This is a genomic window from Clostridium sp. B9 (assembly GCF_050509515.1).
GTDB lineage: Bacteria > Bacillota > Clostridia > Clostridiales > Clostridiaceae > Sarcina.
In genome coordinates this window covers 3,022,563-3,039,325 of sequence record NZ_JBNWKA010000003.1, presented here as the reverse complement: position 1 = coordinate 3,039,325, position 16,763 = coordinate 3,022,563, and the positions used below count along the sequence as shown (strand labels likewise).

Here is a 16,763-nt window from a genome sequence, read left to right as displayed (position 1 = left end):
AATTTTTTAAGTGGCAGTAACTTTTAAAGTTGCTGCCTTAGTTCTTAGTTAGGAGGAAATATTGTGGCATTAATTCATAAATTTATGCAAGGTGGAGAGTATTACGTAGTTGACGTAAACTCAGGAAGTGTTCATATCGTTGATAATCTTATATACGATATGATAGATGATGAAAATAGATTAAGTGGTAAAGAGATTTTAGTTGAAAAGTTAAAAGATAAATATCCAGTTGAAGAAATAGAAGAGGCTTATGAAGACCTACTTCAATTAGTAGAAGAGGAGGCTTTATACTCAGGTGACTTATATGAAGAGGTTGCTAAAGAGAGTGATAAAGCACCATCATACATAAAAGCTTTATGCTTAAATGTTGTGCATGACTGTAACTTAAGATGTAAGTACTGTTTTGCAGATGAGGGAGAATATAAGGGATGTAGAAAGCCAATGAGTGCAGAAGTTGGTAAAAAAGCTATTGATTTCGTATTAGCAAACTCAGGTGGAATAAAGAATATAGAAGTTGATTTATTTGGTGGGGAACCACTAATGGTATTTGATACAATCAAAGAGATAATTGATTATGGAAAGAAAAGAGGAGAAGAAGAAGGTAAGAATGTAAGATTTACAATGACTACTAACGCAACTCTTTTAAATGATGAAAGAATTGATTATATAGATAAAAATATCGGAAATATAATTCTTTCAATTGATGGAAGAAAAGAAGTTAACGATGCAGTTAGAATAAGAGTTGATGGTTCAGGAAGTTATGAAAGAATACTTCCAAACATCAAGAAAATGGTTGAAAAGAGAGATCCAAGTAAACAATATTATGCTAGAGGTACATTTACAAGAAATAACACTGATTTCTTCCAAGATGTAATGGCTCTTGCTAATGAAGGATTTGATGAAATATCAATAGAACCAGTTGTTCTTCCGGATGAACATGAACTATCTTTAAGAAGAGAAGATTTACCAACTATTTTTGGAGAGTATGATAAGTTATACAACGAGATGGAAAGAAGATTAAAAGAGGGAGATAATATCTTTAAATTCTACCACTTTAACATTGATTTAAATGGTGGTCCATGTGTTTATAAGAGAATAGCAGGTTGTGGAGCTGGACATGAGTATATAGCTGTAACTCCAGACGGAGATATATACCCATGTCACCAATTTGTTGGAAATACTGATTTCTTAATGGGAAATATAGAAGATGGAATACTTAAGAAAGAAATTTCATCAGAATTTAAACAAGCACACATTTACAATAAGCCTAAGTGTAAAGAGTGTTGGGCTAGATTCTACTGTAGTGGTGGATGTCAAGCTAACAACTTTAACTTCAATGGTGATATCCATGTTCCATACGAAATAGGATGTGAAATGCAGAAGAAGAGAATAGAATGTGCAATCGCATTAAAATCAAAAACTATGGAAACTGAATAAAAATATAGTATTAACATTTGTTGCCATATATTGACTATATGGCAACAAATTAATATAATTTAGACTATCAGAGAAATTTTTACAGAGGGGGATAACCATGAAATCAAAAGTAGGTAGCTTCATATTATTCTTTATCTCCATAGCAGTAATAAGTTTTTTAGCTCTAGCAGGGTTCAAAGGATTTACTTTGGGGAATTATCAATTTAAAACGTTTAATGAGGTTATAACTAAGGGATTAGATCTACAAGGTGGAGTTTCTGTTCTTATGGAAATTCAAGGTGACAATGTTACTGTAGATCAACTTAATAGAACAAAGGAACTTCTATCTTTAAGGGTTAACAAGGTTGGAGTTTCAGAGACAACAGTAAATACAGAGGGCGACAACAAAATAAGAATTGATATTCCAGGGCAATATGATTCAAAAGCTATAGTTGATTCATTACAAAAAACTGGTGAATTAACTTTTGTAGACCCAGAAGGAAACGTTATTTTAACAGGTAAAGATGTTAAAAAAGCAAGTGCTTATATAGATCCTCAATCAGCTCAACCGGCAATAAAGTTAGAGCTTAATGAAGAAGGAAAACAAAAATTCGCAGAAGCAACAAAAAAGTTTAAAGGTCAAAAAATCGCTATTAAAATGGATGATGAGACTCTAACAGATCCTGTTGTAAATGACATAATAAGTAACGGTGAAGCAATTATATCAGGAGAAAGAAGCATGGAAGATGCAGAAAAAATTTCAGGTATAATAAATGCAGGTGCGTTACCAGTGCCAGTTAAAGCTGTTTCAGTTGAAACTGTAGGAGCTCAATTAGGAGCTGATGCATTACCAAATGCAATGAAGGCTGGAGCTATAGGTGTAGCAATTATATTTATATTCATGATTCTTTACTATAGAGTTCCAGGATTCTTAGCATCTATGTCATTAAGTGTTTATATATTATTAGTTCTTTATACATTCGTATCAGTCGGTGTAACTTTAAGTTTACCAGGTATAGCTGCATTCTTACTAACAGTAGGTATGGCGGTAGATGCCAATGTACTTATATTTGAAAGAATTAAAGAAGAACTTAGAAACGGTAGAAGTGTAAAATCAGCTATGAAAATAGGGGTTAGCAATGCTTTAAGCTCAATTATTGACTCAAATATAACAACTATTATAGCAGGTTTAGTTCTATACTTCTTTGGTTCAGGTCCAGTTAAGGGATTCGCATTAACCTTATTAATAGGTATAGCAATCAGTATGCTTACTGCTATAGTAATTACAAGATTCTTTATGACTTTAGGATTCAACATGGGTATATTAAACAAACCTTCAATGTTTGGTAGAATCAAAGTTAAAGAAGGAGGTAGACATAATGCTTAAAATTGTAGAGAAGAAAAAAATATGGTTTACTATATCGATTCTTATAATTGCTATAGGCTTAGGATTTATGTTTACTAAAGGAATGAACTTTGGAATCGACTTTAAGGGTGGAACTCAAGTTGTAATTGATATGGGTAAAGAGTTCAGCAAAGCAGATGTTGATAAAATAGTAGACGAGTATTCAAAAGATGCAGTTACTAATACTGTAAATGGCACTCAACTTGAAGTAAAGGCTAGAGAATTAGACACAACTCAAGTTGATGAAATGTTCAAAGCTTTACAAGAAAAATATGATTTAAAAGATGATGCACTATTATCTCAAAATGAAATTGGAGCATCAGTAGGTAAAGAATTAACTCAAAATGCAATAATAGCGATTATTATAGCTATTATATGCATGCTTATATATGTAATTATAAGATTTGAATTCTCGTTTGGTGTTGCTGCAATTATAGCACTTTTACACGATGTTTTAATAACTATAAGTGTTTACGCTATTTTTGGTATAACTATAAATACACCATTTATAGCAGCTATACTTACTATAGTAGGTTACTCAATCAACGATACTATAGTTATATTCGATAGAATAAGAGAGAATAGAAAAAAATTAAGAGGGAAGTCACCTGAAGAGGTTGCAGATATAAGTATAACTCAAACTATGTCAAGATCAATAAATACAACACTTACAACATTAGTTACAATAGTTTGTGTTTATATATTTGTTCCAACAGTTAGAGATTTTGCTTTCCCATTAATAGTTGGTATAGCATCAGGAGCTTGTTCATCAATATTTATAGCAAGTCCAATATGGTGTATGATTACTAATCATCAAAAAAAGAAAAAAGCAAGAAATAAATAAAATTTTTAAAAGTATCAGAAGGATGTAATCTTCTGGTACTTTTTTTAGTTTTCCTTTAAAAAATGATAGAATTAAATAAAAAAATGTAAAAAATAATAAAAATAGCTTATGTATACGTATTTATTTGAAAAGTATTTGTCAAAAAGGCAATTTTAAATTATAATATACTTGTTTTCTTAATTTTATGGAGGAGTTAAATTATGCAGAAGGCTTGGAGAAACATATATTGCACTAATTACATATCAGGGTATAGCCCTTTTAATATCAAAAATATGAATAAAGCAATAGAAAGACTAGCATCTGCAGTTAACAATAGAGAAAAGATAGTTGTATATGGCGGATGTGATTTAGATTCTATATGTGCCATATCATCATTAATGCTTATACTTAAGTATTTAAATGCTGATGTTGAATATTGTGTAAGTTCTGATTGTGAAGAGGAGAACTATGACTTAGATGAATATACATTAAAAGAAGATATTGCTTTTTTAGGAGCGGAACTTTTAATAACAGTAGGTTGTGGTCTTGCTGATAAAGAAGTTGAAGATCTTTGTGGATTTTATAATATAGATTTAATTATAATGGAGAATAAGCGTACAAAATGTACTTATGATTCAACTTATATAAACCCAAGTGAAGAGAAATGTTCATATAGATATAAGGATTTAACAAATTCAGGGTTAACTTTTAAGTTAATGCAGGCTATTGCGATATATTATAATATGAAGAGAATAAATAAGTATTTGGATTTAATACTTATAGGAAGTGCTTCAAAGAACATTGAGAATAAAGGTGAAAATGGAATAATATTAAAGGAAGGCATTCAATATTTAAGATATACTAATAGTATCGGATTGAATGCTATTAAGAGTTTCTTTAATATTAGTGACATAAATATAGAAAGTATAAATAAGATAGTTAATGAGATAACTCCAAGAGAGGGTGCTATTAGCAAAAAGGACAATGCTAAGATAATAGTGGAGTTGTTAACTACAAACGATAGAGATAGGGCGGAACAGATAACCAAATATATTTATAATGAAAAGATTAGGTAAGATAGTTAGGTAGTAATTAAAATTTATATATATTTATTAATTTTGGAGGCAAAGCAATGAGTTTAAAGGATAAAATAAGAGTTATAGAAGATTTCCCTAAAAAAGGAATAAGTTTCAAAGACATAACTACTTTAATAGCTGATGGAGAAGGATTAAGAGATTCTGTTGATCAAATGGCAGCATTTTTCAAAGATAAGAATGTTGATGTTGTTGTTGGACCAGAAGCAAGAGGATTTATATTTGGTGTTCCTGTAGCATATGCTTTAGGAGTTGGATTTATTCCAGTAAGAAAACCAGGTAAATTACCTGCTGACACAGTAAAAGTAGAATATGACTTAGAGTATGGAAAAGATGCTTTAGAAATACACAAAGATGCTATAAAGCCAGGAATGAGAGTTGCTATAGTTGACGATCTTTTAGCTACTGGTGGTACAATAGCAGCTGTTGCTAAGTTAGTAGAACAAGCTGGTGGAGAAGTAGCTGGTTTAGCATTTACTATTGAGTTAACAGAGTTAAAAGGAAGAGATAAATTAGAAGGATATGAAATTACATCATTAGTTGATTATGAGGTTTAATATCTTTAGAATTAGTAAAATATCATAATATGATTTTGAAATGGCTGGTTATTAAACCAGCCATTAATTTTATTGGTTTATTTTATTTTTTTGTTATATAATAATATAATATATTAAAAAGAAATCTTAGGTAGGGGAGAATAATCCAGTATGTTAGAAGAACTAATTTCTAAAATAAAAGCTAATGGGAATAATGTTGATATAGATTTAGTTAAAAAGGCATATGATTTAGCTTTTGAAGCACATAAAGAACAAAAAAGAGAATCGGGCGAACCATACATAATTCATCCTATTAGCGTAGCTATGATATTAGCTGATATGGGGATGGATACAAACACTATAGTTGCGGGACTTCTTCACGATGTCATAGAAGATACGGATTATACTTATGATGACATAAGTAATATTTTTAACGTTGAAGTAGCTAACTTAGTAGATGGGGTTACGAAATTAGGTAAAATAAAATATAAGAGTAAGGAAGAACAACAGGCTGATAATGTAAGGAAAATGCTTTTAGCTATGGCTAAAGATATAAGAGTTATAATTATAAAATTAGCTGATAGACTTCATAATATGAGAACTCTTAAATATATGAAGCCTGAAAAACAAAAGGCAAAAGCACAGGAAACATTAGATATTTTTGCTCCTTTAGCTCATAGACTTGGTATGTCTAAAATTAAATGGGAGCTTGAGGATTTATGTTTAAGATACATCCATCCAGAGGAGTACTATGATTTAGTTCATAAGATATCAGAAAAAAGAGTTGAACGTGAAGAGTATATTTCAAGTATAATAGCTGAAATAAAAGAAAAATTAGAAAAAGCTAATATAGACAGTGAAATAGATGGTAGACCAAAACATTTTTATAGTATATATAGAAAGATGGTTAACAAACATAAGAGCATAGATCAAATATTTGACTTAACTGCTATAAGAATATTAGTAAATACAGTTAAGGATTGCTATGCAGTTTTAGGTATAGTACATACAATATATAAACCAATACCAGGTAGATTTAAGGATTATATAGCTATGCCTAAGCCTAATATGTATCAATCATTACATACAACGGTAATAGGTAGTGGTGGTAAGACTTTTGAGATACAAATAAGAACTTTTGAAATGCATAGGACAGCTGAGTATGGAATTGCTGCTCACTGGAAGTATAAAAGTGGAATTACTGGGACAGATTCGAAGGAAATGACTTTTGAAAATAAGCTAACTTGGCTTAGAGATATACTTGAGTGGCAAAAGGAAGCTGTAGATGCTACTGAGTTTATGGAAGGATTTAAACTTGATTTATTCTCAGATGAAATATTTGTGTTTACTCCAAAGGGTGTGGTTATAAATTTACCTGCAGGAGCTACTCCTATTGATTTTGCATATAAGATTCACACAGATATAGGTAATAAGTGCGTTGGAGCAAAGGTTAACGGGAAAATTGTTACTTTAGATTATAAGCTTAAAACAGGTGAAATAGTAGAGATATTAACTTCAGCAGCATCAAAGGGACCAAAGATAGATTGGTTAAGTATTGCAAATAGTAATCAAGCAAGAAGTAAAATAAAACAATGGCTTAGAAAAGCAAGAAGAGATGATAATCTTGAAAAAGGAAAGGATATTTTAGAGAAGGAGTTTAAGAAACAATCTCTAAATTCTTCTGAACTTTTAAAAGGACCTTTATATGATAAGTTAATGAAGAGATATCATTTTAATAATATTGATGAAATGTATATTTCTATAGGAGAAGGTGAACTTTTAGCTTCTACAGTTATTTATAAGTTAAAAGAACCTGAAGTTAAACAACCAACAGAAGCAGAATTAAACAAGAATATTGAAGAACAAATTGCAAGAACTGAAAGACAAACTAAGAAGAAACAAAGTTGTGGAGTTACTGTTAAGGGGCTAAACAATATAATGGTTAGGTTTGCTAGATGCTGTAATCCAGTTCCGGGAGATGATATAGTAGGATATATCACAAAAGGAAGAGGCGTTTCTATTCATAGAAGAGATTGTTCAAACTTTAAGGATATAGTTGAGAGACAAAATGAAAAAGTTGTTGAAGTAAGCTGGGGAACTGAAAAGGGAACTGCATATATAGCAGAGCTTGAGGTTAAAGCTGAAGATAGAATGTGTTTATTATCTGATGTTATGCTTGTTATAACTGACTCTAAGTTAAGTTTGATAGGTGTTAATGCTAAATCAGGCAAACATGGAATGGCTCATATAAATATTCAAATTAAAATAGATAGTATTGAACAATTAAAAGATTTAATGAAAAAGATAAGAAGATTAAAAGGTATTATAGACGTTTATAGAGTTAACAAGTAGAAGGGGATGTAACACGGTGAGAGTTGTAGTTCAAAGAGTTAATAAATCTTCAGTAAGTGTTGATAATGAAGTAGTAGGAAGTATAAACAAAGGATTTAATGTATTGGTTGGAATTGGTAAAGAAGATACAATAGATGATTTAAAATACATAAAAGATAAAGTTTTAAATTTAAGAGTTTTTGAAGATGAAGATGATAAAATGAATCTTTCTCTAAAAGATGTTAAAGGAGAGCTTCTTCTTATATCACAATTTACTCTTTATGGAGATTGTAGAAAAGGAAGAAGACCAAACTTTATGAATGCACTTGGTGGAGATGAGGCTAAGAAGCTTTTTGATGAATTTGTGAATATGTGCAGAGAAGAAGGCTTAAAAGTTGAGACTGGAGTTTTTGGAGCACATATGGTTGTAGATATAGAAAATGATGGACCAGTAACATTAATGATAGATAGTAAAAAGAATTTCTAAACAAATGTTACTATTTTAAGGATAAAGCATTATAATAGATATAGGATTTTAGAAAACACTTATTAATAAGTAAGTTGGAGTTTATGAAGGAGGGATTGATATGATGATAAAAGCAATTCCAGTAGGTATGTATCAAGCCAACTGTTACATTGTTATGGATGAAAATACTAAGGAGTGTGCAATATTAGATCCAGGCGCAGACTCATCAAGAATAGAGAAGGTAATAGAAACTTTAGGAGCAAACCCAAAGATGATATTATTAACACATGGACATTTTGACCATGTTGGAGCTGTTGAAAAATTAGTTGAGAAATATAATATACCTTTTTATATAAATAAAAAAGATGAAGAAATGATAGATAGAAATGTTGATGTTTTTGGGAAAATTCCAAAAGCCAATGGATATTTAAATGAAGACGAAGTTATTAAATTATCAGATGAATATGAAGTTAAATGTATAGAAACACCAGGACATACACCAGGTGGAGTATGTTTACTAATAGGAGATTGTTTATTTACAGGAGATACTTTATTTAGAGAATCAATTGGAAGAAGTGATTTTGAGGGTGGAAATCATGCAACGCTTTTAAATAGTATAAATAAAAAAATTGTGCCATTAGGCGATAATATAGCTGTTTACCCTGGTCATGGACCAAGTTCAACTATAAAACACGAAAGACAAAGAAACCCATTTTTAGCAGGAGATTTTTATGTATATTAAAATATATCTTAACGACTTAAAGTATAGATATGATGTTTATCAAATGTTTAACATCTTCTATACTTTTAAGGAGTTAAAATTTGTAGAAAAAAATGAAGAGAGAGACTATGATGTTCACATATTTGAAGATAAAGTTACTATCTCAAACAAAGAAAATAGTTTCTCATATGAATATGAAGAAGGCTATGGATTTAAAACTGAGCTTAAAAAAGGAATATTTAAATTTTTAGCAGATACACTTAAGGATGAATATCCTTGGGGAACTTTAGTTGGGATAAGACCAAGTAAAATTGCTTTATCTCTTATAAGAGACGGAAAATCAGAAGAAGAGATAATAAAATACTTTGAGGATAATTACATGGCTAGTGAAGAAAAGGCTAAACTTTGTATAGAAGTTGCTGAAAGAGAAGAAAGCTTTGTAAATAAAGACGAAAATTCAATAAGCATATATGTAGGTATGCCTTTCTGTCCAACTAGATGCCTTTATTGTTCATTTGCAGCTAATCCTATAGCTGGGTTTAAAAGAGACGTAAATCCTTATCTAGAGGCATTAAACAAGGAGATATCAGCTATTAGAGATTATGTAGCCCAAAAAGGATTAAAAATAGAGACTGTTTACTTTGGTGGTGGTACTCCAACTTCAGTTAATAATGAACAATTTGAAGATTTAATGAAGCATGTGTATGAAAGCTTTGTTAAAGGAAAAAATGTAAAAGAGTTTACTGTTGAATGTGGAAGACCAGACTCAATAACAGAAGAGAAACTAAATTCTATGAAAAGATATGAAGTTTCCAGAATTTCTATTAATCCTCAAACTATGAATGATAAAACCTTAAAATCTATAGGTAGAGGTCACTTAACAGCTGATGTAGTGGAAAAATTCAATTTGGCAAGAAGCTTAGACTTTGATAACATAAATATGGATATTATTATTGGACTTCCAAATGAAGATATTGAAGAAGTTACTAGAACTTGTTCTTTAATAAAAGAACTTAATCCAGATAGCTTAACAATTCATGGAATGTCTATTAAAAGAGCATCAAGACTATATGAAAATTTAGTTTTAAATCAAAGTATAAAAGTTGCTAATCAAAAGAATCTTAACAAAATGTATGATATGAGCAAAGAGCTAGGTAGAGAACTAGATATGTACCCATACTATATGTACAGACAAAAGAACATGGTTGGTAATATGGAAAACGTAGGTTACTCAAAAGCAGGTAAAGAGTGTGTTTATAACATACAAATGATAGAAGATAAGCAAACCATAATAGCTTTAGGGGCTGATGCAGTTTCAAAGGTTGTTTTCTTAAATGAAGGAAAAAATCGTATAGAGAGATTTGCAAATGTTAAGGACGTAAAAGAATACGTTAAAAGAATTGATGAAATGGTTGAAGGTAAGATAGAATTACTTGAAGCATTATATAAATAAAAATTAAATATTGTAGGAGGAATAGTTTATGGCAATACAAGCTCAAAAAGGTACTAAAGACATGCTACCTAATGACGCTTATAAATGGCATTACATAGAAGAAAAATTAAGAAAAATATCAGCTGAATATGGTATTAGAGAAATAAGAACTCCAATGTTTGAAGCAACTGAACTTTTCAAAAGAGGAGTAGGAGAAACTACTGATGTTGTTCAAAAGGAAATGTACACTTTTGAAGATAAAGGTGGAAGAAGTATAACTCTTAAACCAGAGGGAACAGCTCCTTCAGTTAGAGCATTCATAGAAAATAGTTTATATGCTGATGCTCAACCAACAAAAATGTTCTACTTCACTCCTTGCTTTAGATACGAAAAAGCACAAAAAGGAAGATTAAGACAATTCCATCAATATGGAATAGAAGTATTTGGATCACAAGAGCCTTCAATTGATGCAGAAGTATTATCATTAGTAATGAGAGCATTAACTGAGGACTTTGGAATAAATGGATTAAGCTTAAATATAAACAGTTTAGGATGTCCAAAATGTAGAGCTAAGTTTAACGAAGCTTTAAGACAATACTTACAAGAAAATTATGATGATCTTTGTGAAACTTGTAAAACAAGATTTGAAAAGAATCCAATGAGAATCATAGATTGTAAGGAAAAGAAATGTAAAGCTATAGTTAAGGAAGCTCCTTCAATATTAGATTATATCTGTGATGAGTGTAGTGATCACTTTACTAAGTTAAAAGCTTACTTAGATATAATGGGAATAGAATACAATATAGACCCACAAATAGTAAGAGGATTAGATTATTATAGTAAAACTGTTTTCGAAGTTATAAAAGATGGATTAACAGTTTGTGGTGGTGGAAGATACGATTATCTAGTGGAAGAAATAGATGGACCTCAAACTCCAGCGATGGGATTTGGATTAGGTCTTGAAAGACTTCTTTTAATCTTAGATGAAGAGGGAATTGAGATTCCAGAACCAACTAGATGTGATGTTTATATTGGATCTATGGGAGATAATGCTAAGATGGAAGCTATGAAGTTAGCATTTAACTTAAGAAAAGCCGGAGTTAAGGCTGAAATAGATCATTTAGGAAAGAGTGTTAAAGCTCAAATGAAATATGCTAACAAAATAGGTGCTAAGTTTACTTTTGTTATAGGTGATTCTGAAATAGAAGAAAACAAAGCTAGAATTAAGAGAATGAGCGATGGAGAACAATTCGAAGTCAGCTTAGATATAAATGAAATAGTAAATATAGTTAAAGAGTAGACAGGAGGAGAATTAAAATGGGTGAAGCTTTAAATGGCTTAAAGCGTAACATAATGTGTGGCGACGCTAGAGAAAGTCACATTGGACAAAAAGTAACCGTAATGGGTTGGGTTCAAAGAAATAGAAATCTTGGAGGTCTTCAATTTATAGACTTAAGAGATAGAGAAGGAATTTTACAGGTTGTATTTCACGATAATCTAGGAGAAGAAATCTTAGAAAAAGCAAAATCAATAAGACCTGAGTATTGTATCGCTGTAACAGGTGAAATAGTTAAGAGAGAATCAGTTAATGAAAACATGCCAACAGGAATGGTTGAATTAAATGCTGAGGAATTAAAAATTTTATCTGAGTCAGATACTCCTCCAATATATATTAAAGAAGATTTAGATGCAGCAGAAAGCATAAGATTAAAATATAGATATCTTGATTTAAGAAGACCAGATATGCAAAATATATTCAAGATAAGACATAAAACAACTAAGGCTATAAGAGATTACCTTGATCAAAATGGTTTCTTAGAGATGGAAACACCAATGCTAACAAAGTCAACTCCGGAAGGAGCTAGAGACTATCTTGTACCATCAAGAAACTATCCAGGAATGTTCTATGCATTACCTCAATCACCACAATTATTCAAGCAATTATTAATGGTATCAGGTTTTGATAAGTACTTCCAAATAGTTAAGTGTTTCAGAGATGAGGACTTAAGAGCAAACAGACAACCTGAGTTTACTCAAGTTGACTTAGAAATGTCATTCGTTGAGCAAGATGACGTTATGGCATTAAATGAAGGTTTAATCAAGCACGTATTCAAAGAAGTAGTAGGCGTTGATGTTCAAACTCCAATTAAGAGAATGACATTCAAAGATGCTATGGAGAAATACGGTTCAGATAAACCAGATTTAAGATTTGGTATGGAAATAACAGACTTAAGTGAAGTTGTTAAAGAATGTGGATTCAAAGTATTCACAGATGCTGTTGCTAATGGCGGATCAGTTAGAGGACTATGCCTAGAAGGCGGAGCCTCAATGGGAAGAAAAGATATAGACAGATTAGGAGAATTCGTTAAGACTTTCAAAGCTAAAGGATTAGCATGGATTCAATTAAAAGAAGAAGGTGTTAAATCACCAATAGCTAAGTTCTTCCAAGAAGAGGAATTAAACAAAATAATCGAAACTATGGGAGCTAAAACTGGGGATTTAATACTTATCGTTGCTGATAAGAACTCAGTAGTATTCAAATCTTTAGGAGAGTTAAGATTAGAGCTTTCAAGAAAGTTTGATTTAGTTAAAGATAAGAATGAATTTAACTTCACATGGATAACAGAGTTTGACCTTCTTGAGTACGATGAAGAAGAGGGAAGATACTTCGCAGCTCATCACCCATTCACTATGCCAATGGACGAAGATATTCAATATTTAGATACTGATCCAGGTAGAGTAAGAGCTAAGGCTTATGACTTAGTATTAAATGGAGAAGAACTTGGTGGAGGTTCAGTAAGAATACATGATACTAAACTTCAAGAAAAAATGTTTGAAGTATTAGGATTCACTCAAGAATCAGCTTGGGAAAGATTTGGATTCTTACTAGAAGCGTTCAAGTTTGGACCACCACCACATGCTGGATTAGCATTCGGTCTAGATAGAATGATAATGTTCTTAGCTGGAACTGAAAACATTAAAGATGTTATCACATTCCCTAAAAACCAAAATGCATTCTGTTACTTAACTGAAGCACCTAATATAGCTGATGAAGCTCAATTAAATGAATTAGGGATTGAAGTAATAAAAAAATCTGAAGAAGATAAGGCAGAATAATATAAAAGCAATCTAATTTTGAGATAATAAAATAGCATCTTAAATTTAGATTGCTTTTTATTTGACTTTTTTAGAAAAAATATTGTATATTTAATTATTAACTATGAAATAATAATATACATTAAAAATATTATATAGTAAATCATAATTTAATTAGTATGAGGTGTAAAAGTTGAATGATAATGAAGCTTTAAGAAAAGATATATTAGTAAGATTAAGAAAGATAGAGGGTCAGGTTAAAGGAATTCAAGGGATGGTGGATAAAGATGTTTGTTGCAGAGATGTGTTAACACAAATATCCGCCATAAGAGCCGCTATAAATAAAGTTGGTGTCCTTATGATTGAAAACTATGCAAGAAACTGCATGGGATTAGGTGAGGGCAGCGAAGAGGATATAGCTGCTTTAGAGCAATTAATAAAAACATTAAATAGCTTTGTAAAATAATAGACCACATAAAGTGGCCTATTTTTTTTTATTAAATTTTATATCACTTTTACTTTTTAGTTTCTTAAATAGTAATAGGTTTTTTGAGTTTAATGAACCATGAGTATAATGTTTTTTTCTTGTATAAATTAAACGTGTTATTGTAGAAACAAAAAGTACACCTAAGGCTAAAGAGCCTGCTGATGATATTGTAATTATAGCCTGATTCCAAGTAGACATAGCATCTCCTTGTATTGCTTCGTACATAGTATTATACATACCACTTCCAGGTACTAAAGGAATAAGTGCTGCTACAACTATTGTAGTAACAGGAGTTTTTAAAATCCTTGCACATACTTCGGAGTAGGTGCTTATTACTAAAGAAGCAAAAAACATTGATAGGATTACGCTAAAGCCAAAGGATAAACCTATTTTGTAAATAAACCATCCAAGGGCTCCTCCTATACCTGCAAAAAATAAATTTTTACCGTGAATATTAAATAAAACTCCAAAAGCTATAGTTGCCATGAATGTGGCTAACACTTCTTTTATTAAATCCATTTATATGCCACCTCCAAGTGAAATCCATAGACTCATAACCATACCAGTACCTACAGCTATGGATACTGCTACTAAGAAGGCTTCAGCTGCCCTTATAAGCCCAGAGATTAAGTCGCCAGCTATTGTATCTCTAATAGCATTTGTGATTGAAAGTCCAGGAACAAGAAGCATTATACTACCGATAATCATAGTATCTAAACTGCTACCTACACCTAAATTATAAGCAATTAAAGAGAGTATAGCTGCTATGGCACCACCTAAACTGTTTATAAAGAAAGTATTTATTCCAAGCTTACCAGCTTTAAGTGTTACGAGCTGAACAAACATTCCTACAAAGAAGGAAACTAAACAATCTTCAAGTTTACCGCCAAGAATAGTAGTAAATCCTGCAGCCCCTATAGCAGAGAAGATTAAATTTGTTTTTAAATCATATTTAGGAGAGTTCTGATTTATATCTATTAATTTTTCTAAAACTTCATCAAGAGAAAGTTTTTCTATGTAAATTTGTCTTGAAAGTTCATTTACTAAGTGAATTTTTTGTAAGTTAACAGTTCTACTGGTAACTCTTTTTACTAGGGTGGTTGTATAATTATTCTCATCATATACAGAAACCATTATGCCTGTAGGGGTTACAAAACTGTCTGCATAACGGACACCATAAGCTGCACAAATCTTGCATATAGTCTCTTCAACTCTGTATGTTTCGCCACCACTTTCTAGTATTATTCTTCCTGCAAAAGTTGCAATATGTAATACTTTATCAAAATCCATATTATTCGCCCCTATGTAATTTTATAACTAATAATGTAATTATAACATATGAAAAGTTTAAAGTGCATAAATTTGGATATATAAACTCATATTAGTTTAGGTAAAATATAAACAGATTATTTACTATTGATAAAAATAATTAATAAATTTATAATAGTTAATATATATTTTACGTTTGGGGTGAAGAAAATGAATTTTGAAAATTTACAAAAAGAAGATGTGCAGATTGCAAATCTTGTAGAAAAGGAAAAAGAAAGACAGGAAAATAGTATAGAACTTATAGCTTCAGAAAACTTTGTTAGTAAAGCAGTTATGGAGGCTATGGGATCATATTTAACTAATAAATACGCAGAGGGCTATCCATCAAAAAGATATTATGGAGGTTGTCACGTAGTTGATGAGGTTGAAGATTTAGCAAGAGAAAGAGTAAAAAATTTATTTGGGGCTGAGCATGCTAATGTACAACCACACTCAGGATCACAGGCTAACATGGCAGTTTACTTCTCAATATTAGAGCCAGGTGATACTGTATTAGGAATGGATTTAAGTCATGGAGGACATTTAACTCATGGTTCACCAGTTAACTTCTCAGGAAGACTATTTAACTTTGTGTCATATGGTGTTGATCCAGAGACTGAAATGATAAATTATGAAATAGTAAGAGATTTAGCTAAGAAGCATAATCCTAAGCTAATAGTGGCAGGAGCAAGTGCTTACTCAAGAACAATAGATTTTAAAACTTTAAGAGAGATTGCAGATGAAGTTGGAGCTTATCTTATGGTAGATATAGCTCATATAGCTGGATTAGTAGCAACAGGACTTCATCCATCACCAGTCCCTTATGCTGATTTTGTGACTTCAACAACTCATAAAACTTTAAGAGGACCAAGAGGTGGATTAATACTTTGCAAAGAAAAATTTGCAAAAATAATTGATAAAAATATATTCCCAGGAATTCAAGGTGGTCCATTAATGCATGTGATAGCTGGTAAAGCTGTATGCTTTAAAGAGGCTTTAGAGCCAGAGTTTAAAACTTATATGGAGCAGGTTGTTAAAAATGCAGAAGTTTTAGCAGAAGCCTTAGAATCATATGGATTTAAATTAGTTTCAAATGGAACAGATAACCATTTAATACTTGTTGATTTAACTAATAAAGACATAACAGGTAAGGATGCTGAAATTCTTTTAGATAGTATAGGAATAACTTTAAATAAGAATACAGTTCCTAATGAAACAAGAAGTCCATTTGTAACTAGTGGAGTTAGAATAGGTACTCCTGCTATGACTACAAGAGGATTTAAAGAGGAAGAAATGAAAGAGATAGCTTCTATAATAAACGATGCTATTGAAGGTAGAGAAGGCGATTTAGAGCCGTTAAAAGCTAGAGTAAAAGCTTTATGTGATAAATATCCTTTATATTAATAAGTAAATAATATGATTTTATAAGGCTGTGTTGCAATTAATTTTGTAACACAGCCTTTATTTTTAAATAATAATATAGTAGTGCATGGTAATAATTAAAGGCTCTGTTTTAAGTGAAAGTTGATTTAAGAGAGTATCTAATTTAAAAAAGAAGATTTTTTTGGTATAGTTATATGGAGAATTACAGAAGTTATATTATTAAAGGAAATAGGGGGAGAATTCATAGCAATAGTTATGAAGAATG

The 16,763-nt window shown here is 31.0% G+C and carries 15 protein-coding genes; 13 read left to right on the top strand and 2 right to left on the bottom strand.

The genetic code is table 11. The features are described 5' to 3' along the window. Positions 1-63 precede the first annotated feature (63 nt). From scfB to ACQZHJ_RS13395, 12 genes are all read left to right on the top strand, one after another. Positions 64-1,437, top strand: a complete 1,374-nt coding sequence (scfB, locus tag ACQZHJ_RS13450; RefSeq protein WP_430486060.1) for a thioether cross-link-forming SCIFF peptide maturase — start codon at positions 64-66, stop codon at positions 1,435-1,437. A 97-nt stretch (positions 1,438-1,534) separates the two neighbouring features. Then, positions 1,535-2,803, top strand: coding sequence for a protein translocase subunit SecD (gene secD / locus ACQZHJ_RS13445; RefSeq protein ID WP_430486059.1), 1,269 nt, complete (start codon positions 1,535-1,537; stop codon positions 2,801-2,803). Further along, entirely contained in the window at positions 2,796-3,665 is an 870-nt protein-coding gene (secF, locus tag ACQZHJ_RS13440; RefSeq protein ID WP_430486058.1) for a protein translocase subunit SecF, read from the top strand. The genes secD and secF overlap by 8 nt, the downstream gene beginning before the upstream one ends. Positions 3,666-3,865: 200 nt before the next feature. Then, positions 3,866-4,720, top strand: coding sequence for a DHH family phosphoesterase (locus tag ACQZHJ_RS13435; RefSeq protein ID WP_430486057.1), 855 nt, complete (start codon positions 3,866-3,868; stop codon positions 4,718-4,720). A gap of 56 nt (positions 4,721-4,776) precedes the next feature. Then, a complete protein-coding gene (locus ACQZHJ_RS13430; protein ID WP_430486056.1) occupies positions 4,777-5,295 on the top strand; it encodes an adenine phosphoribosyltransferase in 519 nt (172 codons plus the stop codon). Positions 5,296-5,445: 150 nt separating this feature from the next. Then, a complete protein-coding gene (locus ACQZHJ_RS13425) occupies positions 5,446-7,626 on the top strand; it encodes a RelA/SpoT family protein (protein ID WP_430486055.1) in 2,181 nt (726 codons plus the stop codon). Positions 7,627-7,642: 16 nt separating this feature from the next. Next, entirely contained in the window at positions 7,643-8,092 is a 450-nt protein-coding gene (gene dtd, locus ACQZHJ_RS13420; RefSeq protein WP_430486054.1) for a D-aminoacyl-tRNA deacylase, read from the top strand. Positions 8,093-8,192: 100 nt separating this feature from the next. Further along, positions 8,193-8,813 carry an MBL fold metallo-hydrolase gene (locus tag ACQZHJ_RS13415; RefSeq protein WP_430486053.1) on the top strand — a complete coding sequence of 207 codons (621 nt, stop codon included), beginning with the start codon at positions 8,193-8,195 and terminating at the stop codon, positions 8,811-8,813. Continuing rightward, complete coding sequence (locus ACQZHJ_RS13410; RefSeq protein WP_430486052.1) at positions 8,803-10,245, top strand: coproporphyrinogen III oxidase; 1,443 nt, start codon at positions 8,803-8,805, stop codon at positions 10,243-10,245. Before ACQZHJ_RS13415 ends, ACQZHJ_RS13410 begins: the two co-directional genes overlap by 11 nt. 28 nt (positions 10,246-10,273) lie before the next feature. Further along, positions 10,274-11,524 (top strand): histidine--tRNA ligase, encoded by a 1,251-nt coding sequence (gene hisS / locus ACQZHJ_RS13405; protein WP_430486051.1) that lies wholly within the window; start codon positions 10,274-10,276, stop codon positions 11,522-11,524. A 17-nt stretch (positions 11,525-11,541) separates the two neighbouring features. Then, complete coding sequence (aspS, locus tag ACQZHJ_RS13400) at positions 11,542-13,341, top strand: aspartate--tRNA ligase (protein WP_430486050.1); 1,800 nt, start codon at positions 11,542-11,544, stop codon at positions 13,339-13,341. A 172-nt stretch (positions 13,342-13,513) separates the two neighbouring features. Continuing rightward, complete coding sequence (locus tag ACQZHJ_RS13395; protein ID WP_430486049.1) at positions 13,514-13,786, top strand: metal-sensitive transcriptional regulator; 273 nt, start codon at positions 13,514-13,516, stop codon at positions 13,784-13,786. A gap of 18 nt (positions 13,787-13,804) precedes the next feature. Here the strand turns inward: ACQZHJ_RS13395 and ACQZHJ_RS13390 are convergent, their stop codons facing one another. Continuing rightward, a complete protein-coding gene (locus tag ACQZHJ_RS13390; protein WP_430486048.1) occupies positions 13,805-14,326 on the bottom strand; it encodes a threonine/serine exporter family protein in 522 nt (173 codons plus the stop codon). Further along, positions 14,327-15,097 carry a threonine/serine exporter family protein gene (locus ACQZHJ_RS13385; protein ID WP_430486047.1) on the bottom strand — a complete coding sequence of 257 codons (771 nt, stop codon included), beginning with the start codon at positions 15,095-15,097 and terminating at the stop codon, positions 14,327-14,329. It abuts the gene before it with no gap. A 189-nt stretch (positions 15,098-15,286) separates the two neighbouring features. Here ACQZHJ_RS13385 and glyA point away from each other — a divergent pair, with 189 nt between their 5' ends. After that, entirely contained in the window at positions 15,287-16,519 is a 1,233-nt protein-coding gene (glyA, locus tag ACQZHJ_RS13380) for a serine hydroxymethyltransferase (RefSeq protein WP_430486046.1), read from the top strand. Positions 16,520-16,763: the final 244 nt, after the last annotated feature.

Bases quoted from the DNA above. Each gene is read 5' to 3' on its own strand.
- secD (WP_430486059.1), top strand. From the start codon at position 1,535: ATGAAATCAAAAGTAGGTAGCTTCATATTATTCTTTATCTCCATAGCA.
- secF (WP_430486058.1), top strand. From the start codon at position 2,796: ATGCTTAAAATTGTAGAGAAGAAAAAAATATGGTTTACTATATCGATT.
- ACQZHJ_RS13435 (WP_430486057.1), top strand. From the start codon at position 3,866: ATGCAGAAGGCTTGGAGAAACATATATTGCACTAATTACATATCAGGG.
- ACQZHJ_RS13430 (WP_430486056.1), top strand. From the start codon at position 4,777: ATGAGTTTAAAGGATAAAATAAGAGTTATAGAAGATTTCCCTAAAAAA.
- ACQZHJ_RS13425 (WP_430486055.1), top strand. From the start codon at position 5,446: ATGTTAGAAGAACTAATTTCTAAAATAAAAGCTAATGGGAATAATGTT.
- ACQZHJ_RS13415 (WP_430486053.1), top strand. From the start codon at position 8,193: ATGATGATAAAAGCAATTCCAGTAGGTATGTATCAAGCCAACTGTTAC.
- ACQZHJ_RS13410 (WP_430486052.1), top strand. From the start codon at position 8,803: ATGTATATTAAAATATATCTTAACGACTTAAAGTATAGATATGATGTT.
- hisS (WP_430486051.1), top strand. From the start codon at position 10,274: ATGGCAATACAAGCTCAAAAAGGTACTAAAGACATGCTACCTAATGAC.
- aspS (WP_430486050.1), top strand. From the start codon at position 11,542: ATGGGTGAAGCTTTAAATGGCTTAAAGCGTAACATAATGTGTGGCGAC.
- ACQZHJ_RS13390 (WP_430486048.1), bottom strand. From the start codon at position 14,326: ATGGATTTAATAAAAGAAGTGTTAGCCACATTCATGGCAACTATAGCT.
- ACQZHJ_RS13385 (WP_430486047.1), bottom strand. From the start codon at position 15,097: ATGGATTTTGATAAAGTATTACATATTGCAACTTTTGCAGGAAGAATA.
- glyA (WP_430486046.1), top strand. From the start codon at position 15,287: ATGAATTTTGAAAATTTACAAAAAGAAGATGTGCAGATTGCAAATCTT.